This is a genomic window from Amycolatopsis alba DSM 44262 (assembly GCF_000384215.1).
Taxonomy (GTDB): Bacteria; Actinomycetota; Actinomycetes; order Mycobacteriales; family Pseudonocardiaceae; genus Amycolatopsis; species Amycolatopsis alba.
Map to the genome: position 1 here is coordinate 9,222,142 of NZ_KB913032.1, position 20,761 is coordinate 9,242,902.

The window sequence follows — 20,761 nt, forward strand, 5'->3', positions numbered from 1 at the left end:
ACGTAACTCGCGTGCTTGGAGACGGAACTCGGGTGTGCGGCAGCCAGTCACGCGAGTTCCGCCTCTGATCACACGAGTTCCGCCTTCAAGCACGCGAGTCACGGCTCCGATCACGCGCGGCCGGTCAAGGTGGTCCAGGGGACGTGCACGGTCACCCGTTCCCGGAGCTGCTCGTTCATCAGCCACAGCTCCCCCGTCGCGGGCCAGTACGACAGGTTCTGCGAGTTCACCGGCGCCTGGCCGCTCAGCCGCGACGTCGAGGTGCCGCCGACCCCGCCGTGCAGGCACGACGGGTGGTCGCCCGCCACCCCGGCGTACTCGGGGCACACCCCGGTCATCACGAAGTATCCGTTGCGCGCCACCGCTCCCTGCATGCCCCACACCGGCGACACGAACCCTTCCTTCGCGTGCACGGTCCCGTCGGCCGACACCTTGGGCAGGCCGGTCGCGCGGTCGAAGGGCCAGCGCAGCACCCGGCTCCCGGCCGCGTTGGAAATGTGCTCGGAAGTCACGATCGAGCCGTCACCGTGGTCGAAGGACATCGTCGACAGGCACGGCCGCGGCCCCGGCGCGTTGGTGCAGGACCCGCCGCCGGGGTACCAGTACGCGCCGATCTGCGGCATGGCGTAGTCGTAGAACGCCGCGTGGTACTTGCCGTCCGGGCCCTTCCCGACGACGCCGGAGCTGTCGTCGACCTTCCAGAAATGCGTCGTGTCGAAGACCCGCACCACACCGCCGGTGGTCGCGACGAACAGCCGGTTCCCGATCCAGGTCATGCCGTGCCCGTGTCCCTGCACGACGGCGAAGTTGTCGTCCGACGTCGGCTCGACGAGCAGCACGTGCCGGTAGCCCAGCCCGGTCGCGTCCACAAAGGACAGCCGGACCATGGTGTCGCCGGGGGTGTGCCACGACGTCGCGACGACCCGTTTGCCGCCGACCTTCCCGGTCGCCGCGTCGGCGTCGCCGGACCCGGTCAGTCCCTGCGGGATCCAGTCGTTGGTCTTGTCGTCATTGGCGTCCTCCCAGCAGAATCCCGCCGGTTTCAGCGCCGCCGCGAGATACGTGCCGTGGCACAGCGGCCGCGCCTTCCGGTTCGCCGTCGACAGGATCTCCGGCAGGCCACGCGCCGGGAGCTTCTTCTCCAGTGCGGCGATCCGCGCGCCGTAGACGTCGAAGGTCGTCCCGGACGTCCAGCGGAAGCCGTCGACCGTGGCCGCGTCCATCCGGGGGAAGGCGGCCGCGGCGGAGGCGACTCCGGGGATGAGGGCGAACACCAGCAGCAGCGAAGCGAGCAGTCCCAGCCTCTTCATGCCCGCGAGGTTCCCCGCCGCGCGCATAAGTTCGATACAAACCTTGTCAGGACACGGAAACTCCACGCTCGGCCAAGGATTCCTCGACGCGCAGCCGTTCGATCCCGCGGTCGAAACCCTCCGGCAGTTCGTCCAGCCGATGGTCGACTTCGACCTCCCGGCAGGCCTGGACGAGCAGCGCGTCGTACGCCTGCCTGGTGCCGTGCCGCTTGACCGCGGAAGCGCCGGAAGGCAGTTCCGCCAGCAGCCGGTGCACCCGGCGCAGGTCGGCGGCGAGCTTCTCGATGGGCGGCCCGGCGGGCATCTCCGGTTCGCGGCGGCGGCGCCATCGGCGCAGGACGGCGGGCACCTTCAGCGCGCACCAGAAGAGCACCGACGGCGCCACGGCGACAACGGTGTACAGCGCGACCGGCCCGATGGCCATGACTCATGGTAATCCCCGAGCGGAGCACCGGAGAACCCGCGAATCCGGGCTATATTCGCGACTGTGCTGACCGAGAGCTATCGCTACCCGGACACCGGCGACCACGTCACCGGGATGTTCATCCGACGGCACGAGCCCTACGACGGCTACTGGACGGCCAGCGAAGACCGCGCTCTCGGCAAGGTCGCCGGACAGCTCACCGCGATCCTCGGCCCGCGCGAGAAGGTCAAGGCACTCGACGCGGGCTGCGGCGAAGGCCGCCTCCTCCCCTGGCTCGCCCGGTTCTCCGCGGACGTCACCGCCGCGGACCCCGACCCGGACAGGCTGGCCAAGGCCCGCGAGACCGCCGTCGAGGACACCGAGTTCTCCTTCACCGTCTCGCCGATCACCGAACTGGACGGCGGACCGTACGACCTCGTGCTGTGCAGTCACGTCGTCCAGCACGTGCCGACGCCGGACGTGGCGCCGATCCTGCGGCGGCTTGCCGGGATCACCGCGCCCGGCGGCGTCCTGGTGCTGGCCCACAGCCGGTCGCCGATCGGGCGGGGCGCGTTCAGCCTCGACAGCGTCGACGACGGCGGCGAGGTCCGCTCCCGCCGCGTGTCACGCGAAACGTTCGACAAAGCGCTACGCGACGGCGGCCCGGTGCTCCCGGTCCGCTACCTGGACCCGGCGGAGGTCGCCGCCGAAGCCGCCGAAGCGGGCTGGCGCACCGAGTGGGAGTGGACGTACCACGTCCTTGACGATCTCGGCCCCGCCGACGAGCACATCGACCGCGACGAACTGGTCAACGCCTCCGGCCCGCTGCGCCGTCACCTCGGCCGGGACCTGATCACCCTGCTGCGCCGCGCATGACCGCGGTCCTCCTCACCTTCGCCTGGGCGGTCCCGCTGTCCGGGCAGGAGGCGGAGAAGGTACTGGACGGCGGCCGGGACCGCGGGCTGCTGGCCCACCTCGACGGGAAACTCGGCGAGGAATGGACGGCCGCGGAGAACTTCCTCGCCAGCTACACGACCCCGCCACGGCGCCGGGTGCTGCGCAAGCGCACCGGTGGTTCCCGGTTGTCGATCCGCGTCGGCGCGGTCAGCCTGCCGTGCGAACTCGTCGTCACCTGGCATCCGGCCTATCACGCGATGACGCTCGTCCTCGCCACCACGATCACCGGACCGGCAGCGGGCGGCGCGGCCGAATTCGATCTCGCCATCGCCGTCCTGCAGAGCCTTCAGGGCCGCGAGACGACCAGCGGGACGAACGGGCTGCACGGCGGCTACGGCGAGAAGACCTTCCCCTCGCTCCTCAAGGCCGTCACCCACATTTTCGAGGACCTGACCAGGGGCTGCGGCCTGACCGAAGGGCTCGGCCGCAAGGGCTGGTGCGTCGAACTGCGGTCCCACGACGGGCACCCGCCCGCCCAGCGGGTCGCCGCCGATCCCCGGCCGTACTACGGCATGGCGACCAGCGACGAGGGCTGGCGGTTCGTGCCCCGCGAAGTCGCCAGGGAGGCGCTCGGCCCGTCGTGGGGCACGCGCTCCTTCGTCGCCGCCTACACGATGGCGGGCGGGATCGTCTGCCTCAACAGCAAGGACGCCGACTACGTCGAGCAGCAGGGCGAGCTGATGAGCGGCCCGTTCGGCGCCGCCGAACCGTACTTCGGCATCGACAGTGACATCGGCGGGCTCGACCACGGGATGCTCTTCATCCTCGAACGGGTCCTGATCCGGATGGCACTGGCCGACCAGTGGCTGGTGTCGATGAAGAACTCCACGAGCCGCACCCGGCTGCTCCGGGGCTCACTCGACGACATCCTCGAAATGCTGCATTCCGTACTGCCGCCCGAGGTCGATTCTCTGGAGCGCCGCCTGGTCACCAGCATGGGCGTGGAGCGGATCATCGCCCAGCTCGACCGCCAGGCCGAGGCGATGGACGAAGAGACCAGGTACGCCTACGAGAACACGGTGAGCTCGCGGGTCACGCGGCTCACCGTGGTGACCGTCGTGCTGACGGTCGTCACCATCGTCCTCGGGATCCTGCAGGTGCTCGTGTCACTCTGACCGGCGGCGCTGCTTGCGGGAGCGTTCGGCGAACAGCAGCCCGACGCCCGCGGCCACCATCAGCGCGCTCGCGATCACGTGCATCCCCGGCGGGAGCACGTGCAGCTGGACGAACCAGCTCGGTTCGCTGCTGCCCAGCAGCCGGTTGATCAGCCCGCCCCCGCCCTGCACCAGCAGGAGGATTCCCAGCAGTTCGATCATCGTCGCGCTCCTTCCTTGACCCGGTCGTCGTTCTTGGAGAACTCCTGCCACAGCGGTCCGGTGGCGAACCAGATGGCCGTCACGACCCCCATCCTCGGCAGCCAGTCCCACAGCGGCGCGACCTGTTCGGTGTCACCGACCATGAAGATCAGCAGGAGCAGCACGCCGGCGGCGAGCCCGCAGGCCAGCACGCATTTGAACCAGTCACGCCATTCGGCGCGCAGCTTCGCCCGTCCCGTCGGCTTGGGCGGCGGTGGCGGCCCGCCCGCGAACCGGTGAGCGAAGCGCGCGTCGGCCCACTTGATCATCGAGTGGCCGAACACCACGCTGAAGCCCAGGTACACCGCGGCGAGGCCGTGCACGAAGTTCGCCGTGGCGCCGTTGCGCAGGTCGATGACCGTCGCGACCAGGACGACCAGGTCGATCACCGGGGTCAGGAGCAGCAGCAGGACACTCGTCCGCTTCAGCTTGAGCAGGTAACGGGCCACGAGGCCGGCGACGATGGCGACCCAGAAGCCGATCTCCCCGCCGGCGACCACGGCCGCCATGGGGTTTTCCGCGATGAAGTCCCAGATCTTGTTCACCGGGTAAGCCTCGCCCACTCCGGCGCCTCGTCGCGTCGGCGTACGGACCGAGATCACCGTCATCAGTTAGTAGGACCCCGCCGCGCGTCCGGGTGTGCTGGGATGGGGCGGTGCCCACGTTCGTCCCGCGCCTGAACCACCTCGCCGAATGGAAACAGGACCTCGTCATCGCCTTCGGCACGTGGGTCCTCGGCGTGCTGGTCTACGTGAGCGGGATGCAGGTACTGCTGGCAGGCCGCGACGACACGCCGCTGTGGATCCGGCTGACCGAGCTGACCGTGCTGTGCGGGCTGGAGATGCTGCGCCGCAAGGTCCCGCTGGCGCTGCTCTGCGCGCTGGCCGTGCTCGCCGTGGACATCACGTTCGGCCCCTCGCTCCCGATCCTCATCGTCTTCACCGACTTCCTCTACGCGACGACGCTCTACGGTTCGCGGCGCACCAGCAGGCTGATGATCGGCGTCGCCGCGATCGGGACCATCGCGGTGGTCTGCGTGGCGCTCATCTTCGCCGACCAGTGGCGCACGGCGGTGCTGGCCGCGTTCGCCCTCCTGCCGTTCCTGGTCACCCCGGTGTGGTGGGCGGCCAACGTGCGCCAGCAGCGGGACATCGCCGACAGCGAGCGGGCGAACGCGGTGCAGCTGGCCACGATCGGCGAACTGGACCGGAAGGCCGCCGTGTCGGGGGAACGCTCGAAGATGGCGCGGGATCTGCACGACGTCATCGCCGGGCATCTTTCGGCGATCGCGATCCAGTCCGAGGCCGCGTTGTCGATGGCCACCGCCGACCCGCAACTGTCCAGGAAGGTCCTGGAATCGGTGCGGGAGAACAGTGTGAGCGCGCTGGACGAGATGCGCGCGATGATCGGGCTGCTGCGCGCGGATCCCTCCACAGGGGACGCCGAGATCGAACCGACCGCGCCCGCCCGGCTCGCCGAACTGTCCAAACTGGTCGAATCGGCGCGGGCGAGCGGGCTGGAGGTCGAGATCGGTTCCGTGCCGGACCGGTCCGGCGACCTGCCCGCCGCGGTCGACCTGACCGCGTACCGGATCGCGCAGGAGGCGCTCACCAACGCGGCCAAACACGCCGCGGGCGGCCGGGCCGTACTCGACATCCGTGCCGGCGGAGGCATACTCACCGTCGAAGTACGCAACGATCTTCGTCCCGGCTCCGGCTCGGGTGACGACGGCGGGACCGGACTCGGCCTGCTGAACATGCGGGAACGCGCCGCCGCGGTGGGCGGCACTCTCGCCGCCGGGCCGTCCGGCGGTGGCTGGCTGGTCCGCGCCGAACTGCCTCTGGAGGGGTCTTGAGCGACGGGAACATCAAAGTGCTGGTCGCCGACGACCACGGCGCGATCCGTGCCGGGTTGATGATGATCCTCGGCAACGCCGAGGGCATCGAGGTGATCGGCGAGGCCGCGGACGGCGCCACCGCCGTCCGCCAGGCGAAGGCGCTGAAGCCGGACGTCGTGCTGATGGACGTCCGGATGCCCGGCGTCGACGGCATCGCGGCGACACGGGAACTGATCGCGGAGGGTCTGTGCGAAGTCCTCGTGCTGACCACCTTCGACCTCGACGAGTACGTCCACGCCGCGCTGCGGGCGGGCGCGGCCGGGTTCCTGTTGAAGTCGGTGGAAGCGTCACGGCTGATCGAGGCGGTGAAACTGGTCGCGGCAGGCGAAGGGGTGCTCGCGCCGCAGGTCACGCGGAAACTGATCGCCGCGTTCGCCGCGGGGACCCGCGAACCCTCCCTCGTCCCCGACGGGCTCGACGACCTGACCGAACGCGAACGCGAAGTGCTGGCGTGCCTGGGCGGCGGACTGTCCAACGCGCAGATCGGCACGCGGCTGCACATCGGCGAGACCACGGTGAAGACGCACGTCTCGCGGGTGCTGACGAAACTGGAACTGCGGTCGCGGGTGCAGGCGGCGATCCTGGCGCAGGAGAACGGCGTCGTCCTGGAGGGCTGAACTCCCTTCGTGCGACCGGAAGCCGAGGTTGCGAAAGTGGCTTTCACAACCCCATCCCGCAGGCTTTCGCGCTCGGCTGCCGGCACGTTTGCCGGTTCCGGGTGTCGCGAAAGCCACTTTCGGGACGTCCAGTGTCTCGAAAGTGGCTTTCGCGACACCCGGCACTGCCGGAGCGCGCTGGACCGGGGTGGGTCTTGAGCCCACCCCGTCCTGGACGGACTGAAGTCCCACCGATCTGCGAGGTGGGCGGCGATCTTCTAGCGTGAGCCTTCATGCGGCGAACTCTGGACGTGGACGAGGTCCTGAAACGGCAGGACTCGGGTGAGCTGAAACGCCGCCTCAAAGCGCGCGACCTGATCGGGTTCGGGGTCGGCATCATCATCGGCACCGGGATCTTCACCCTCGCCGGTGTCGAGGCGAAGTCCCACGCGGGCCCGTCGGTCACGCTGTCGTTCGTGCTCGGCGCCGTCGTGGCCGGGATGGCCGCCCTCTGTTACGCCGAACTCGCCTCCAGCGTGCCGACGGCGGGCAGCGCGTACACCTACGCTTTCGCCACCCTCGGCGAGACCTTCGCCTGGATCATCGGCTGGGATCTGCTGCTGGAGTTCGCGCTCGGCGCGGCCGTCGTGTCGCGCGGCTGGTCCGGCTATCTCGCGAATCTGATGGGGCTCTCCCCCGAGTGGTTCGGCGAAGACGCGAAGGTGAACATAGGCGCGGTCGCGATCATCGCCGTGCTGACCGTGATCGCCGTCATCGGGATCAAGGAGTCGGCGCGGGTGACGAATCTGCTCGTGCTGGTCAAGGTCGCGGTATGCGTGCTGATCCTCGCGGTCGGCGTGTTCTACATCCGCGGCGAGAACCTCACTCCGTTCATCCCGCCCGCCCAGCCGCCGACCGAGACGGCCGGAACCCTGCACCAGCCGATCGTGCAAGCCGCGCTCGGACTCGAACAATCCGTCTACGGCATCGCCGGGATGGTGACGGCCGCCGCCGTCGTCTTCTTCGCCTACACCGGTTTCGAAGCGCTCGCCAACCTCGGCGAGGAGACCGTGAACCCGAAACGCGATCTGCGGGTCGGCATCCTCGGCGCGCTCGGTGTCTGCGCGCTGCTCTACATCGGGGTCTCGCTGGTGCTGACCGGGATGGTGCCGTTCGCCGAGATCGACACGGGCGCCCCGCTCGCCGACGCCTTCGACCGGGTCGGGCAGCACTGGGTGGGCGCGCTGATCTCGCTCGGCGCGGTCACCGGGCTGACGTCGGTGATGATGGTGGAACTGGTGACGATCGGCCGGATCGGGTTCGCGATGGGCCGCGACGGCCTGCTGCCGAAGAAGTTCGGTACCGCGCATCCGCGCTGGGGCACTCCGCACCGGATGACCATCGCCGGTGCCGTGCTGATCGCGGTGCTGGCCGCGTTCGTGCCGATCTCCGAACTCGCCGACATGGTCAGCATCGGCGCACTGTCGGCGATGATCATCGTCGCGGTGGCCGTCCCGGTGCTGCGCAAGCGCCGTCCGGATCTGGAGCGCCCGTTCACCGTGCCGTTCTCGCCGTACCTGCCCATCGTGGCGGCGCTGGCGTGCTTCTATCTGATGCTCAACCTGGACGTGATGACGTGGCTGAGGTTCGCCGCGTGGCTGCTGCTCGGTCTGCTGATCTACGTCTTCTACGGCCGTAAGCATTCCCGCTTCGCGAAGGACGGCCTCAGCTCCACAGACCGGCCGTCGTGATCGCGGCGACGGCGGACTCGGTGTCGCCGTCGTCCACCACGACCAGCATCCGCTTCAGCGCCGCGGCCAGCCATTCCACCGGCTGGTCGTGCAGTCCGTGCCGACTATCCATAATGGACACCAGAGTTCCCTCGGTGCCGATCCGCATCCCGGCCACCAGAACGAATTGCGTCTCGGCCGGCCGCCAGCGGGACGACCACAGCGGCGGGATACCGGTGTCGAGGTAGTCGAGCAGCGCACGCTCTGGTGTGTCGTGCGCGCCGAACTCGGCCGGGTCGACCTCCGCGATCACCGCGACCCTCGGCAGCGGCCACAGCGCGGCCAGGAGCATGAACAACGACTGCGGCGCCCACTCACCGGTCGCGGGCACCGCCACGAGCCGTCCGCCCGACAGCGTCCCGATCGCCCGCGACAGACCCTCCGGCGTGGCGCCCGCCAGTGCCGCGACCTCGTCCTGACCGGCGACGTCGAACCCCGCCGCGCGCAGGGCGGCCAGCGCCGTGAACGGCCCGGCGAGCCCGTCCTGCTGCGGGAGTTCGGCCCGCGCGACGGCGACGAGATGCTCGCCGCCGGGCAGCCAGCGGCGACCGGACAGACCCGTCCGGTCGCCGTCGATTCCGGACGACATCAGTCTTCGAACGTCCACGACTGCATGATGAACGGGCCCTCGTTCGCCGCCCCGGCCGCGGCGTAGGTGGCCAGCGCGGCGTCGTTGTCCGTTTCGACGCCGACCCACATCCCGCTGCAGCCGCGCTCCCGCGCGATCCCGGCCAGCGCGTCGACCAGATCGCGGCCGATCCCGCGCCGCTGGTAGTCCGGGCTGACGTCGAGTTCGTTGAGGAACATCTCGGTGCCCCTGTCCGGATGCGTCACCTCGGTGCCGGTGATCATCCCCGCGGGTTCGCCGTCCTCGTAGGCGATCAGGAGGTGGTTCTCCTCCCCCTCGAGGAACTTCGCGGACGCCGCAGGCCGCGCGGGCCCGTCGAACAGGTGCTCGGCGGCGACGACCTCTTCGACGGTACTGGCCCGCCGGATCTCGGCCACGTGTCCTCCCGGTGCTCGAAGCGCCACAGGCTGGTCAGTATCCCGTTCAGAGGGGCGCCGAGTCATCACGTTTCACCGGAGAGCGCAGCGCCACCCCGGCGACGACGGCCAGCGTGCCGAGCGCCTCGGGCAGGGCCGGGACCTGCCCGAGCCAGAGGAACCCGATCACCCCGGCCGTGACCGGCAGCAACGCGAGCAACAGCGCGAACCGCGTCTGCCCCGCCTTGCGCAGGACCACCTGATCGAGTGCGTACGGCACGACGGTCGCGAGCACACTCACTCCGGCGCCGAGCAGCAGCAGACGTGGCGAACCCCACACCGCGCCGACGCTGAAGGCCAGCGGCGACAGCACCACGGTGCCGACGGCGAACCCGACGGCCAGCCCGTCGATGCCGTTCCCGCCGTCCGCGACCCGCTTCCCGAGCAGGATGTACCCGGCCCAGGCGGCCGCCGCGGCCAGTGCGAAAAGCACGCCGAGCAGGCTGCCTTCGAGCCGGACGTCCGCGATGGCGAGCACCCCGGCCGCCACCAGCAGCAGCGCGAAGACGTCACGCCGGGTCCGCGAACCGAACGCCGCCACCACCACGGGCCCGGCGAACTCGAGGGCGACCGCGGTACCGAGGGGCAGCCGCGCGATCGCCTCGTAGAAGAGCACGTTCATCCCGGCGGTGACGATCCCGAAAGTGCCCGCGAGCAGGAACGTGCGCCCGGTCCACGCCGAGCGGGGTGGCCTGCGCCACGCGAGGAGGATCACCGCCGCGCCGAGACAGCGAAGCCAGGCCACCCCCGCGGGGGAGGCGACCGAAAAGAGACCTACGGCGATGGCCGCGCCCGCGTACATCGAAATTCCGCTGAGAACGAACAAGATCGGTGCCGGCAGGCTCGGGAGGCGGTTCCGGACGACTGCGATAGCCACCCTCGCATGGTGCCTGACGTGGGAAAAGGCGGTTCGGCGGGGAGTCTTCTCCTACGTTGCGTGATTACGCTACGACATCCGAGGTAATTACCAGTGACAAATGAGACACCCGCACGGGAACACTTGCGGGCCGCCAAACGTCTGGAAGAGTGGAAGCACGAACACGGCGGGGCCGGGAACGAACGTTTCCGGCATCAGTGCCGAAGTGGTCGTAGCTGGATCGATGGCACCGGGTCACCGGTGCCGGGACGGAGGGAGACTCCAATGACTTCACCGACGCTCACCCGCCCCGAACTGACCGCTGCCGACCGATGCGACCGGTGTGGAGCTGCAGCCCAGGTTCGAGCCATTCTCAGCACCGGTGGCGAGTTGCTCTTCTGTGGTCACCACGCCCGCGCACACGAAACGAAGCTCAAAGAAATGTCCGCGGACATTCAGCGGTAGTCCACCAGTCCACGACCACCCGGCGGCCGGCTACTCCCCAGGGAGAGAGCCGGCCGCCCTGTTTTTCGCTCTCGAAAACATACGGACTGCATGTATGTTAGTGGCCATGACGACTGACATCCTTGGCGAGACGCACGAGGTGGACCTCGACGGCGCCCGCATCCGCTACCGCGACCTCGGCGAGGGCCCGCCCGTGGTCTTCGTGCACGGACTGCTGACCAACGGCCTGCTCTGGCGCAAGGTGGCCCCCGCGGTCGCCGACGCGGGCTTCCGCTGCCTGACCCCGGACTGGCCGCTGGGCTCGCACGAGATCCCGGTCCCCGGCGCCGACCTGACCCCGCCGGGGGGCGCCGCGCTCATCGCGCGGTTCCTCGAACTGCTCGACCTGACCGACGTCACCCTGATCGCGAACGACACCGGCGGCGCGCTCACGCAGCTGCTCATGACCACGGCCCCGGAGCGGGTGGGCCGGGTCGTGCTGACCCCGTCGGACTGCTTCGACCACTTCCTGCCGCCGGCGTTCTCGGCGCTGGGCCCGCTGGCGCGGATCCCCGGCGGCACGCAGGTGGTGGTCCAGGCGTTGCGCTGGCGGTGGCTGCTGAAGACGACGGACTTCCTCTGGCTGACCAAACGTCCGGTCCCGGACCACGTCCTTGACGCGTACCTGCTGCCCAGCCGCCGGAGCCCGGAGATCCGCGACGATCTGTGCCGCTTCATGGCGAGCGTCGACAAGCGCTACACGCTGACCGCGGCCGAGCGCCTCCCCGCGTTCGGGAAGCCGGTGCTGCTGGTCTGGGCGCCCGAGGACAGGCACTTCCCGCTGTGGCTGGGCCGCAAGCTCGCCGGGGTCCTGCCGAACGCCGAACTGAAGACGATCGAGGACTCGTACACGTTCGTGCCGGAGGACCAGCCGGAGCGGCTGAGCGACCTGGTGGTGGAATTCCTGCGTGCCCACGCCACGACGTAGCCAGACCGAACGATCGCGGTCGACGCAGACCGCGTTGATCACCGCGGCGCGGAAGCTGTTCGCCGACCCCGGTTACGCCGCCGTGCCCGCCGACGAGATCGTCCGGGCGGCAGGCGTCACCCGTGGCGCGCTGTACCACCACTTCGGGGACAAACAGGGCCTGTTCCGCGCGGTGATCGAGCAGATCGAAACGGAGATCACCGAGGAGCTCAAGGCGTTCGCGCGGTCGGTGGACGATCCGTGGTCGGCGGCCATCGGCGCGCTGGGCCACTTCCTGGACCTGTGCCTGCGGCCCGAGGTGGTGCGGATCTCGCTCACCGACGCCATCTCCGTCCTCGGCTGGCCGGAATGGCGCGAGCTGGAGAACCGGTACGGACTGGGCCTGATCACGGAGTTCCTGGAGTCCGTCGCCGCGGAAGGGCGGCTGATCGACGGGCCGATCCCGGAACTGGCGCAGCTGGTGCTGAGCGCCTGCGCGGAGGCCGCGCTGATGATCGCGCACGCCGAAGACCCCGAAGCGGCGAAGGAGAAGTCCCTCGCCGCTCTGGTGGCCCTGCTCTCGGGTCTGGTGAAGACCTAGACGGTGTCCAGGATCATTTCGAACGCCGCCTCGGCCGCGCCCAGCAGCTTCACGTCCGCGCCGAGCGCCGAGCTCACGATCTGAGTCCCGCCGACGGCGCGGCTGACGAGACTCCGCCGCCGGACCTCGGCCGCCACCGTCCGCACGACCGAATCGGGCAGCACGGTGAGCAGGTCGCCCAGCACGACCAGCTGCGGGCCGAGCAGGTTGACCACGTTCACCAGGCCCAGCGTCAGCCATTCCGCGAACTCCGAGAGCCGTTCCTCGGCCGCGCGGGGGTCGCGGCCCAGCTCACGCAGCTCGAACAGGATCGCCCCGCGCGGGGTGTCCTCGGGCAGGTCGAGCGCGCGGCACAACGCCGCTTCGCCGACCTCGGTCTCCCAGCAGCCGCTGGACCCGCAGTAGCAGGGACGGCCGCCCGGCCGGATCGCCATGTGCCCGATCTCGCCGACATAGCCCGCACCGCCACGCAGCGACGAGCCGTCCGCGATGATCCCTCCCCCGACACCGACGTCGGCGGAGACGTACACGGCGTCGGAGGAGCCCCGCGCGGCACCGCGCAGGTGTTCGGCGATGGCGCCGAGTTCGGCGTCGTTGCCGACCAGGACGGGAACGCGCAGCACACCGCCGAGCCGTTCCCCGAGCGCCACGTCGGTCCAGCGCAGGTTGGGCGCCTCGTGGACGTGCCCGTCCGCCCGGCGGACGACGCCGGGCACGGACACCCCCACGGCGATCGGCTGCACGCCGAGATCGCCCGCCAGCACGGTGGTCGACTCGATCACGTGCGTGATCACCTCGTCGGCCTCCCGCATCCGGCCGCGGAGGTTCCAGCTGTTGCGCCCGAGGATCTGGCCGCCGAACCCGACCAGCGCGATCGCCACGTGTTCGACCTGGAGGTCGACCGCGAGCACCACCGCCGCGTGCGGCTGCGGCAGGACCAGGAGCGAGGGGCGGCCCGCCCCTCGTCCCGGCCTCGGGACCCGCTCCTCGACGACCCCCGCTTCCGCGAGGCCGTCGACGAGGGTCTTGATGGTGCTGCGGTTGAGCCCCAGCGAGGTGGCCAGGGTCGCCCTGGTGCTCGGGCCGCTGACGTGCAGCAACCGGAGCAGGGTCGTGCGGTTGTGCCTGCGCACCTCGTCTGGTCGTGCAACGGGTGTGCTGGTCACGGACTTCATCATTCCATGCGGACTCAGCGCGGCGACGCAGCCGCGCGGCGCCGGGACAGCGCGTCCACCGTTGCCGCGAGCAGCAGCACCAGACCGGTGACGATGTTGACCACCGCCGCCGACTGCTTGAGCAGGCCCAGCGCGTTCTCGACGACCGCGAGCACGAGACCACCGATCACCGCGTCGACGACCCGCCCCTTGCCGCCGAACAGCGACGTACCACCGATGACGGCGGCACCGACCGCGAACAGCAGCGTGTTGAGGCCACCGGCCTGCGGGTCGACCGAACCGACCTTCGACGAGTAGACGATCGCGCCGACCGCCGCCACCGCCGAGCAGATGACGAACACCGACGCACGGATCTTCTCGACGTTGATACCGGCGCGGCGGGCCGCCTCGCGGTTGCCACCGACGGCGTAGATGTGGCGGCCGTACTGCGTGCGGTTGAGCACGTAGGTACCGAGCACCAGCAGCGCGAGCACGATCGGCACGACGTACGGGACACCCGAGATCACGATGTTCGGGTTGGGCGCGCGGTTCAGCGTCAGCAGGTACGTCGCGATCGCGGCGACCACGCCGATCGCGCCGACCTTGAACAGCACCATCGGCGTCGGCTGGGTGACCAGTCCGCGCTTGAGCCGCGAGAAATGCTGGCCCAGTGACACCGCGGCGAAACCGCCCGCGAAGACCAGGAAGAGGATCCAGCTGCCCAAAGTGGACAGATTGCCGTTGGCGACCTTGAACAGCACGTCCGAGGTGCTGATGCCGAGCGTGCCGCCCTCACCGATGAACTGGAGGATGACCCCTTGCCAGGCAAGGAAGAGCGCCAGCGTCACGACGAACGAGGGCATGCCGATCTTGGAGACGAGGAACCCGGTCAGGACACCGATCGCGCCACCGACGCTGATCGCGAGCAGGATCTCGATCCACGGGTTGGCCGCGGTTCCCGAGAGCACGAGCGCGATCGCGAGCACGGCGAACCCGACACCCGCCCAGATCCGCAGGATCACGCCGAGCAGACCGGCGATCGCGAGCACCACGAGGAACGTGATGAACACGCCGTTCCCCATACCGCCCAGCAGGTTCCCGTTGCGGACGTAATGCATCGCCAGCACCGCGGCGGTGACCCCGGACGCGGTACCCGCGGACAGGTCGATCTCGCCGAGCAGCAGCACGAACACGATGCCCATCGCGATGATCGCCTTGCCGGCGCCCTGCGCCATCAGGTTCGCGATGTTGTTCATCGTCAGGAAAGTGTCCGACAGCGAGGCGAACACGATCACCAGCACGAGCAGGCCGAGCAGCGCCGGGAGCGAGCCCAGCTGTCCCGCTTTGAGCCGGGAGAAGTAGTCACCGACGGCTTCGCGCGTTGACATCGATGTCGTGTCGATGCCGAAGTCCGTGATGGCCGCCGACGGGTTCAGCGCGGCGGCCGCGGACTTGCCCCCTTCCGGCGAAGCGGGCTTTGCAGGTGTCTCAGTCATTTCCGGTTCTTTCTCGCCTCGTACTAGAGGACGGCGGCTTCGGGGCGGGCAAGGCCGAGGTCGCCGGAGCGGCCCGCGGTGATCAGTTCCACGACCTGGCCGTGGGTGACGTCCTTGGTGTGCACCTCGGCGACGAGACGGCCGAGGTAGAGCACCGCGATGCGGTCGGCGACCTCGAAGACGTCGGCCATGTTGTGGCTGATCAGCACCACACCGAGGCCCTGCTCCGCGAGGCGGCGGACGAGGTCGAGCACCTGACGGGTCTGCGCGACACCGAGCGCGGCGGTCGGCTCGTCGAGCAGGACGACCTTCGAGTCCCACAGCACGGATTTGGCGATCGCGACGGTCTGCCGCTGCCCGCCGGAGAGGGCCGAAACGGGCGTGCGGACGGACTTCACGGTGCGGACCGAGAGCGAGGCGAGCGTCTCGCGGGCGGCCTTCTCCATGCTGGCCTCGTCGAGCAGCCATTTGCTGCCGCGTTCCCGGCCGAGGAACATGTTCTGCACGATGTCGAGGTTCTCGGCCAGCGCGAGGTCCTGGTAGACGACCTCGATGCCCAGGTCCGCGGCGTCGCGCGGGCCGTGGATGTTCACCGGCTTGCCCTGGAACGTCACCGTGCCCGAGTCGTAGCCGTGGATGCCGGCGATCGACTTGACCAAAGTGGACTTGCCGGCACCGTTGTCGCCGACCAGCGCGGTGACCTCGCCGGCGCGCACGTTGAAGTCCACGTCGTGGAGGACGTGGACCGGCCCGAAGCTCTTGTTCAGCTGCTTCAGTTCGAGGATGGGTTCACTCATGGGGTTCTCCCGGCTGGGTACCGGGCCGGAGCGCGCTGTGTCCGAGTGCGCCCCGGCCCGGTGGTCTGGGTTTGACGGGTCAGGAGATACCGAGCTGCGTGCACGCCGCGGCCAGGTCGCCGCCGCAGATCTCGGCGGCCTTGACGTAGCCCTGCGTCACGACCTCCTTGACACCGTCCTTGGTGGTCAGCTTCGGCTCGAGGAGCACGGACTTGACCTCGCGGTTGCCCTTCGGGTCCTTCGCCTTGCCGGTGGCCAGCGCGTCGGCGCCCGCCTTGTCGCCCTTGGCCAGCAGGACGGCGAGCTTCGCCGCGGCCTCGGCCTCTTCCTTGATGGGCTTGAAGACCGTCATGTACTGGTCGCCGCGCAGGATCGCCATGAGGCCGTCCGCGGTGGCGTCCTGGCCGGTGACCGGGACCTTGCCGTTGAGGCCGTTCTTCTTCAGCACGGTGATGACCGCGCCGGCGAGACCGTCGTTCGCGGCGACGACGCCGTCGACCTTGCCCTTGTTGTCGGTCAGGATCTGCTCGAAGGTCTGACCGCCCTTCTGGTTGTCCCAGTTGTCGATGGCCTGTTCGCGCACGAGCTTGAGGTCGTTGCTGGCGAACTTCGGCTGCAGGACGGACTTCTGGCCGTTGGCGAACAGGGTCGCGTTGTTGTCGGTCGGGGCACCCTCGATCATGACGACCTCGGCGCCCTTCTTGTCCTTCAGCGCGTCGGCGAGGCCCTGGCCCTGCAGCTGGCCGACCTTCTCGTTGTCGAACGAGACGTAGTAGTCGGAGCTGCCGCCGAGGTTCAGGCGGTCGTAGTCGATCGTCGGGATGCCCGCGGCCTGCGCCTTGCGGGCGACCGCCGCGCCGACCTCGCCGTTGATGGCGGCGATGATCAGGACCTTGACGTTCTGCGCGATCATGCCGTCGGCCAGCGTGGTGAACTTCTGGACGTCGCCCTGCGCGTTCTGGACGTCGGCGTCGAAGCCCGCGTCCTTGAGCGCCTTGGTCAGGAACGGCTTGTCGAAGGACTCCCAGCGCGCGGAGGTGGCGGTCTCCGGCAGGATGACACCGACCTTGCCACCGGCGGCGGCACCGCCGGGGGCGGGCGCGGACTGCGAGGAGTTGCCGCTGCCGCTCGAGTCGGCGGTGTTGGCGCCGCAGGCGGAGAGCACCAGGCCGGCGCCCACCGTCGCGGCGAGGAGGGTAAGGGTTCTGCTGCGCATCCTCGTTCCTTCCGGATCTTGCTCGCGGGCGGCGATCCTGAGGGACCGGTCGCACCATCGCGCATATGTTGTGGGCGACAACATATGCCGCCGAACGTGTTTCACGGAAGACAGCTGAATCGATTAAGCCTCATCAAATGGACACGGTTTGGCAACGTGGCCGTAGCAAGGCGTATGAAGTCTAGGTCCGCTGACGGTGTGACCGCCACCACTCACTCAGCGTGATCGGTGCAGCTCGGCTTCTCGGTCCGGGACCGCAATGAACGGTCCGTTCCTTGCACGGGCGCGAAGGCGAGACGCACGGTCACCAGGTGCGGAGGGTGACCGGGCGTTCGTCGACGACTTCTGAACCGAACTGACGGTCACGCGTGGCTGGATGGACGACACGCGTGATCCGACGGACGACACGCGTGCTTGGACGGACGACACGGTGTGCGGCCGGGTCCGCCGCGAGTCGTCCGCCTGAACACGTGTGTCGTCCATCCAGTCACGCGTGTCGTCCATCCATACACGTGTGTCGTCCGGGTCCAGCAGTCCGCACTCAAGACACTCACGCCCCCGACTCTCACCGCGCCCATGCAATGAACGGGCCGTTCATAGCGTTCGGTACGGGGCGGTTACCAGGTGCGGAGGGTGACGATGCGCTCTTCGAGCTGTTCCACCGTCGCCATCGCGGTCGGCGGCCCGCCGCAGATCCGGCGCAGCTCGTTGTGGATCGCGCCGTGCGGTTTCCTCGTCCGGTGATGGATCACGCCCACCAGCGCGTTCAGCTCCTTGCGCAGGGCGCCGAGCCGCTCGCTGACCGACTGCGACCGTACGACCGGCGCCGCCTCTTCGGCCTTGGGCTTGCGCCGCTTCTCGTCGGAGAGCTGCTCCTCCTGCCGCTTCCGCAGCAGGGCGCGGACCTGGTCCGGTTCGAGCAGCCCCGGCAGGCCGAGGTACTCCTGCTCCTCGTCGGAACCGGAGAACACCGCGGTGCCGAAGGAGTTGCCGTCGTAGATGACCTGGTCGAGCTCGGCGGAGGCGCCCAGCGAGGTGAACGCCTTCTCCTCCTCGCCCGGCTCGTCCTCGGTGCGGTTGGCCTGGGCGAGGAGTTCGTCCTCCCAGCCGTCCTTCTCGCGGTGCGGTTTGCCGAGGACGTGGTCACGCTGCGCTTCCAGCTCGCTGGCCAGTTCCAGCAGCACCGGCACGCTCGGCAGGAAGACCGAAGCCGTCTCGCCGGGTTTGCGCGAACGCACGTAGCGGCCGATGGCCTGCGCGAAGAACAGCGGCGTCGACGCGCTCGTGGCGTAGACGCCGACGGCCAGGCGCGGGACGTCGACGCCCTCGGACACCATCCGGACCGCGACCAGCCAGCGGTCGGTCGAATCGGAGAACTCCTTGATCCGCCCGGACGCCTTGGGATCGTCGGAGAGGACGACCGTCGGGGTCTGGCCGGAGAGCCGCTCCAGGATCTTGGCGTAGGCGCGCGCGGAGTCCTGGTCGGTGGCGATCACCAGGCCGCCGGCGTCCGGGATGCCGTTCGCGCGAAGCTGCGCGAGGCGCGTGTCCGCGGCCTGCAGCACCGCCGGGACCCACTCGCCCGCCGGGTCGAGCGCGGTGCGCCAGGCCCGCGCGTTCTGCTCGGCCGTCAGCGGCTCGCCGAGCCTCGCGGTGAACTCCTCCCCCGCGCTCGTGCGCCAGGAGGCCTCACCGGAGTAGGCGAGGAAGACGACCGGCCGGACCACGCCGTCGGCGAGCGCGTCGGCGTAACCGTAGGAATGGTCGGACTTGCTGCGCTGGAAGCCCGAACCGTCGGGCTCGTAGGTGACGAACGGGATCTGCGAGTCGTCGCTGCGGAACGGCGTCCCGGTCAGCGCGAGACGGCGGACGGCGGGCGTGAACGCCTCGCGGATCGCGTCGCCCCAGGACTTCGCGTCACCGCCGTGGTGGATCTCGTCGAGGATAACCAGGGTCTTGCGGTTCTCGGTGCGCACGCGGTGCAGCGTCGGATGCGCCGCGACCTGCGCATAGGTCACCGCGACACCTTGGTAGTCGCGGGAGGTCGCGCCGGCGCCGTTGCGGAAGTTCGAGTCGATCGCGATCCCCGCGGCCGCCGCCGAGGCGGCCCACTGGTGCTTCAGGTGCTCCGTCGGCGCGACGATGGTGATCTTCTCGATGGTCCGGTCGCTCAGCAGCTCGGCGGCGATCCGGAGCCCGAACACCGTCTTGCCCGCGCCCGGCGTCGCGACGGCCAGGAAGTCCTGCGGTTTCTTCGTCAGGTACTTCGTCAGCGCGCGGCGCTGCCAGGCACGCAGCGGGCGGGCGGTGCTGTCCTTCGCCGCGGGAGGCGCGCCCAGCTCGCCTCGATCGCGTTCAACCGTTTCCGCCATGCGGTTCCCCTCCTCCCTCACCGAAACCCCTGGTCAATCGCCCTGTCACAAGCGAAAACCCCCACTTGGGTATCCGGCCGCGACGCCGGCGCCTGAGGTGAGGGCACTCCGAAGAGCCTACCTGCCGGTCTCGTGGAACGCCGGAAGCGCCACCCCCGTTGTCGGGTTACTCACCCGAAAACCCAGGGGTGGCGAGCCGAATGCCGCAGCATGGACCATGCTGGACACCGTCAAGGGCGCCCGGCGCCGGCGGAGGAGCTGCATGAGCGAGGAGAACGGCCGGAACGAACCGGCCGCCGAGGCCGTGAAGGTCCGCAAGGGCCCGTTGCGCCTGCTCAGCCGCACGCTCAACAAGGCGTGGGAAGGCAACATCTTCTCCGAGGCCGCCGAGGCCGCGTTCTGGCAGACGCTGTCGCTGCCGCCGCTGCTGCTGGGTCTCCTCGGCTGTCTCGGCTTCGTCGGCGACTGGTTCGGCCAGGAGGTCGTGACCGCGGTCCACGACCGGATCATCACCTTCAGCAAGACGATCTTCAGCGACAACGCCGTCCACGACATCATCGAGCCGACGGTCAACAGCATCCTGTTCGTCGGCAAGGGCGAGATCGTCTCCGTCGGCTTCCTGATCTCACTGTGGGCGGGTTCGTCGGCGATGTCGTCGTTCGTCGACGCGATCACCGTGGCGCACGACCAGTACGGCGTCCGCAACGACGTCTGGCAGCGGATCTTCGCGCTGCTGCTGTACCTGGCCGGGCTGGTCATCCTGGTGGTCGGGCTGCCGCTGCTGGCGATCGGGCCGGATCTGCTCCCCCAGTTCTTCCCGGCCAACTGGCGCGACACGGTGTCGTACTGGGTCGGCACGCTGTACTACCCGGTGCTGGCCGTGATGATCGTGTGGGCGCTGACGACGCTGTACAAGCTGGCCCTGCCGCGCAGGCTGCCGTGGCATCGCGGGCTGCCGGGCGCGATGCTCGCCATGGTCGTCTTCCTGCTCTCCAGCATCGGGCTGCGGATCTACCTGAACTGGATCACCAAGACCGGCTACACCTACGGCGCGCTCGCCGCGCCGATCGCGTTCCTGCTGTTGATGTTCTTCATCGGGCTCGCGGTGGTCGGCGGCGCCTACTTCAACAGCGCGATCCAGGAACTGTGGCCCGCCAAGGCGACGAAACGCCAGCGCCGGAAATGGCGGCGGCTGGAAATGGAACGCGCGGGCGAGCGGATCCGCGCCGAAGAGGGCCGCAAACTGTGGGAACGGACCACCGTCCCGCTCCGCCGTCCCCGCCAGAACGGCGATTCTCCCGAAAGTGACGCCGAACACGCGTCGGAACAATCGGTGAACGAAGAAACGCAGAGCGAAACCGATCAGGTGACAGAACGGCGAAATTGAGGCCGGTCGGAGCACCGACTCATCCCGAAGTCGTACTCCGATTCCACCCGTGGTGTGAATCCAGTCCACCCCCCACCATGAAAAGCTCGCGGTAATCCGCACGTTCCCGAGTTGTCTTT

21 protein-coding genes are annotated in these 20,761 nt (G+C 69.3%); 9 read left to right on the top strand and 12 right to left on the bottom strand.

Going from position 1 to position 20,761, the window contains the following annotated elements; genetic code table 11:
- Positions 1-110: 110 nt before the first annotated feature.
- Together AMYAL_RS0142430 and AMYAL_RS0142435 are read right to left on the bottom strand one after the other, a co-directional pair.
- Positions 111-1,310, bottom strand: coding sequence for a hypothetical protein (locus AMYAL_RS0142430; RefSeq protein WP_245193349.1), 1,200 nt, complete (start codon positions 1,308-1,310; stop codon positions 111-113).
- Between the two features lie 46 nt (positions 1,311-1,356).
- Complete coding sequence (locus AMYAL_RS0142435) at positions 1,357-1,734, bottom strand: hypothetical protein (RefSeq protein ID WP_020637394.1); 378 nt, start codon at positions 1,732-1,734, stop codon at positions 1,357-1,359.
- Between the two features lie 63 nt (positions 1,735-1,797).
- On the opposite strand from AMYAL_RS0142435, the gene AMYAL_RS0142440 reads away from it, so the two are divergent.
- Together AMYAL_RS0142440 and AMYAL_RS0142445 are read left to right on the top strand one after the other, a co-directional pair.
- Positions 1,798-2,589, top strand: a complete 792-nt coding sequence (locus tag AMYAL_RS0142440; RefSeq protein ID WP_020637395.1) for a class I SAM-dependent methyltransferase — start codon at positions 1,798-1,800, stop codon at positions 2,587-2,589.
- The gene (locus AMYAL_RS0142445) at positions 2,586-3,785 is read left to right on the top strand and encodes a hypothetical protein (RefSeq protein ID WP_020637396.1); all 1,200 of its coding nucleotides are present in this window, start codon (positions 2,586-2,588) and stop codon (positions 3,783-3,785) included. Before AMYAL_RS0142440 ends, AMYAL_RS0142445 begins: the two co-directional genes overlap by 4 nt.
- Here AMYAL_RS0142445 and AMYAL_RS0142450 read toward each other — a convergent pair.
- Together AMYAL_RS0142450 and AMYAL_RS0142455 are read right to left on the bottom strand one after the other, a co-directional pair.
- Positions 3,777-3,986 carry a hypothetical protein gene (locus AMYAL_RS0142450; protein WP_020637397.1) on the bottom strand — a complete coding sequence of 70 codons (210 nt, stop codon included), beginning with the start codon at positions 3,984-3,986 and terminating at the stop codon, positions 3,777-3,779. The two genes, AMYAL_RS0142445 and AMYAL_RS0142450, sit on opposite strands and share 9 nt — an antisense overlap.
- Positions 3,983-4,570, bottom strand: a complete 588-nt coding sequence (locus AMYAL_RS0142455; protein ID WP_026467912.1) for a hypothetical protein — start codon at positions 4,568-4,570, stop codon at positions 3,983-3,985. Before AMYAL_RS0142455 ends, AMYAL_RS0142450 begins: the two co-directional genes overlap by 4 nt.
- 110 nt (positions 4,571-4,680) lie before the next feature.
- On the opposite strand from AMYAL_RS0142455, the gene AMYAL_RS0142460 reads away from it, so the two are divergent.
- The 3 genes from AMYAL_RS0142460 (at position 4,681) to AMYAL_RS0142470 (ending at position 8,269) form a co-directional block, all read left to right on the top strand.
- Positions 4,681-5,880: a sensor histidine kinase gene (locus AMYAL_RS0142460; RefSeq protein ID WP_020637399.1), complete on the top strand. Its 1,200-nt coding sequence runs from the start codon at positions 4,681-4,683 to the stop codon at positions 5,878-5,880.
- Entirely contained in the window at positions 5,877-6,539 is a 663-nt protein-coding gene (locus AMYAL_RS0142465) for a response regulator (protein WP_020637400.1), read from the top strand. Before AMYAL_RS0142460 ends, AMYAL_RS0142465 begins: the two co-directional genes overlap by 4 nt.
- 290 nt (positions 6,540-6,829) lie before the next feature.
- Positions 6,830-8,269 (top strand): APC family permease, encoded by a 1,440-nt coding sequence (locus AMYAL_RS0142470; protein ID WP_039794960.1) that lies wholly within the window; start codon positions 6,830-6,832, stop codon positions 8,267-8,269.
- Here the strand turns inward: AMYAL_RS0142470 and AMYAL_RS0142475 are convergent.
- The 3 genes from AMYAL_RS0142475 to AMYAL_RS0142485 are packed head-to-tail and all read right to left on the bottom strand — an operon-like array spanning position 8,244 to position 10,154.
- Positions 8,244-8,897 carry a DUF6885 family protein gene (locus AMYAL_RS0142475; RefSeq protein WP_020637402.1) on the bottom strand — a complete coding sequence of 218 codons (654 nt, stop codon included), beginning with the start codon at positions 8,895-8,897 and terminating at the stop codon, positions 8,244-8,246. The two genes, AMYAL_RS0142470 and AMYAL_RS0142475, sit on opposite strands and share 26 nt — an antisense overlap.
- Complete coding sequence (locus AMYAL_RS0142480) at positions 8,897-9,313, bottom strand: GNAT family N-acetyltransferase (RefSeq protein ID WP_020637403.1); 417 nt, start codon at positions 9,311-9,313, stop codon at positions 8,897-8,899. The genes AMYAL_RS0142475 and AMYAL_RS0142480 overlap by 1 nt, the downstream gene beginning before the upstream one ends.
- A gap of 46 nt (positions 9,314-9,359) precedes the next feature.
- Positions 9,360-10,154 (bottom strand): EamA family transporter, encoded by a 795-nt coding sequence (locus AMYAL_RS0142485; RefSeq protein WP_020637404.1) that lies wholly within the window; start codon positions 10,152-10,154, stop codon positions 9,360-9,362.
- 339 nt (positions 10,155-10,493) lie between these two features.
- On the opposite strand from AMYAL_RS0142485, the gene AMYAL_RS50680 reads away from it, so the two are divergent.
- From AMYAL_RS50680 to AMYAL_RS0142500, 3 genes are all read left to right on the top strand, one after another.
- A complete protein-coding gene (locus AMYAL_RS50680) occupies positions 10,494-10,673 on the top strand; it encodes a DUF7455 domain-containing protein (protein WP_016332937.1) in 180 nt (59 codons plus the stop codon).
- Between the two features lie 106 nt (positions 10,674-10,779).
- Positions 10,780-11,640, top strand: coding sequence for an alpha/beta fold hydrolase (locus AMYAL_RS0142495; RefSeq protein ID WP_020637405.1), 861 nt, complete (start codon positions 10,780-10,782; stop codon positions 11,638-11,640).
- A complete protein-coding gene (locus AMYAL_RS0142500) occupies positions 11,621-12,220 on the top strand; it encodes a TetR/AcrR family transcriptional regulator (protein ID WP_020637406.1) in 600 nt (199 codons plus the stop codon). The genes AMYAL_RS0142495 and AMYAL_RS0142500 overlap by 20 nt, the downstream gene beginning before the upstream one ends.
- Here the strand turns inward: AMYAL_RS0142500 and AMYAL_RS0142505 are convergent.
- The 5 genes from AMYAL_RS0142505 to AMYAL_RS0142525 form a co-directional block, all read right to left on the bottom strand.
- Positions 12,217-13,398: an ROK family transcriptional regulator gene (locus AMYAL_RS0142505; protein WP_051137613.1), complete on the bottom strand. Its 1,182-nt coding sequence runs from the start codon at positions 13,396-13,398 to the stop codon at positions 12,217-12,219. The genes AMYAL_RS0142500 and AMYAL_RS0142505 overlap by 4 nt on opposite strands.
- A gap of 11 nt (positions 13,399-13,409) precedes the next feature.
- Positions 13,410-14,870, bottom strand: a complete 1,461-nt coding sequence (locus tag AMYAL_RS0142510; protein ID WP_020637408.1) for a sugar ABC transporter permease — start codon at positions 14,868-14,870, stop codon at positions 13,410-13,412.
- Between the two features lie 23 nt (positions 14,871-14,893).
- The gene (locus AMYAL_RS0142515) at positions 14,894-15,667 is read right to left on the bottom strand and encodes an ATP-binding cassette domain-containing protein (RefSeq protein WP_020637409.1); all 774 of its coding nucleotides are present in this window, start codon (positions 15,665-15,667) and stop codon (positions 14,894-14,896) included.
- A 79-nt stretch (positions 15,668-15,746) separates the two neighbouring features.
- Positions 15,747-16,883, bottom strand: coding sequence for a sugar ABC transporter substrate-binding protein (locus AMYAL_RS0142520; RefSeq protein WP_020637410.1), 1,137 nt, complete (start codon positions 16,881-16,883; stop codon positions 15,747-15,749).
- A 617-nt stretch (positions 16,884-17,500) separates the two neighbouring features.
- A complete protein-coding gene (locus tag AMYAL_RS0142525) occupies positions 17,501-19,255 on the bottom strand; it encodes a DEAD/DEAH box helicase (protein ID WP_020637411.1) in 1,755 nt (584 codons plus the stop codon).
- Between the two features lie 262 nt (positions 19,256-19,517).
- On the opposite strand from AMYAL_RS0142525, the gene AMYAL_RS47475 reads away from it, so the two are divergent.
- Positions 19,518-20,642 (top strand): YihY/virulence factor BrkB family protein, encoded by a 1,125-nt coding sequence (locus tag AMYAL_RS47475; RefSeq protein WP_020637412.1) that lies wholly within the window; start codon positions 19,518-19,520, stop codon positions 20,640-20,642.
- The last annotated feature ends 119 nt before the right edge of the window (positions 20,643-20,761 follow it).

Excerpts from the sequence above, each read along its gene's own strand:
- AMYAL_RS0142430 (WP_245193349.1), bottom strand. The coding sequence starts at position 1,310 with ATGAAGAGGCTGGGACTGCTCGCTTCGCTGCTGCTGGTGTTCGCCCTC.
- AMYAL_RS0142435 (WP_020637394.1), bottom strand. The coding sequence starts at position 1,734 with ATGGCCATCGGGCCGGTCGCGCTGTACACCGTTGTCGCCGTGGCGCCG.
- AMYAL_RS0142445 (WP_020637396.1), top strand. The coding sequence starts at position 2,586 with ATGACCGCGGTCCTCCTCACCTTCGCCTGGGCGGTCCCGCTGTCCGGG.
- AMYAL_RS0142450 (WP_020637397.1), bottom strand. The coding sequence starts at position 3,986 with ATGATCGAACTGCTGGGAATCCTCCTGCTGGTGCAGGGCGGGGGCGGG.
- AMYAL_RS0142475 (WP_020637402.1), bottom strand. The coding sequence starts at position 8,897 with ATGTCGTCCGGAATCGACGGCGACCGGACGGGTCTGTCCGGTCGCCGC.
- AMYAL_RS0142485 (WP_020637404.1), bottom strand. The coding sequence starts at position 10,154 with ATGTACGCGGGCGCGGCCATCGCCGTAGGTCTCTTTTCGGTCGCCTCC.
- AMYAL_RS50680 (WP_016332937.1), top strand. The coding sequence starts at position 10,494 with ATGACTTCACCGACGCTCACCCGCCCCGAACTGACCGCTGCCGACCGA.
- AMYAL_RS0142495 (WP_020637405.1), top strand. The coding sequence starts at position 10,780 with ATGACGACTGACATCCTTGGCGAGACGCACGAGGTGGACCTCGACGGC.
- AMYAL_RS0142505 (WP_051137613.1), bottom strand. The coding sequence starts at position 13,398 with ATGATGAAGTCCGTGACCAGCACACCCGTTGCACGACCAGACGAGGTG.
- AMYAL_RS0142510 (WP_020637408.1), bottom strand. The coding sequence starts at position 14,870 with ATGACTGAGACACCTGCAAAGCCCGCTTCGCCGGAAGGGGGCAAGTCC.
- AMYAL_RS0142515 (WP_020637409.1), bottom strand. The coding sequence starts at position 15,667 with ATGAGTGAACCCATCCTCGAACTGAAGCAGCTGAACAAGAGCTTCGGG.
- AMYAL_RS0142520 (WP_020637410.1), bottom strand. The coding sequence starts at position 16,883 with ATGCGCAGCAGAACCCTTACCCTCCTCGCCGCGACGGTGGGCGCCGGC.
- AMYAL_RS0142525 (WP_020637411.1), bottom strand. The coding sequence starts at position 19,255 with ATGGCGGAAACGGTTGAACGCGATCGAGGCGAGCTGGGCGCGCCTCCC.
- AMYAL_RS47475 (WP_020637412.1), top strand. The coding sequence starts at position 19,518 with ATGAGCGAGGAGAACGGCCGGAACGAACCGGCCGCCGAGGCCGTGAAG.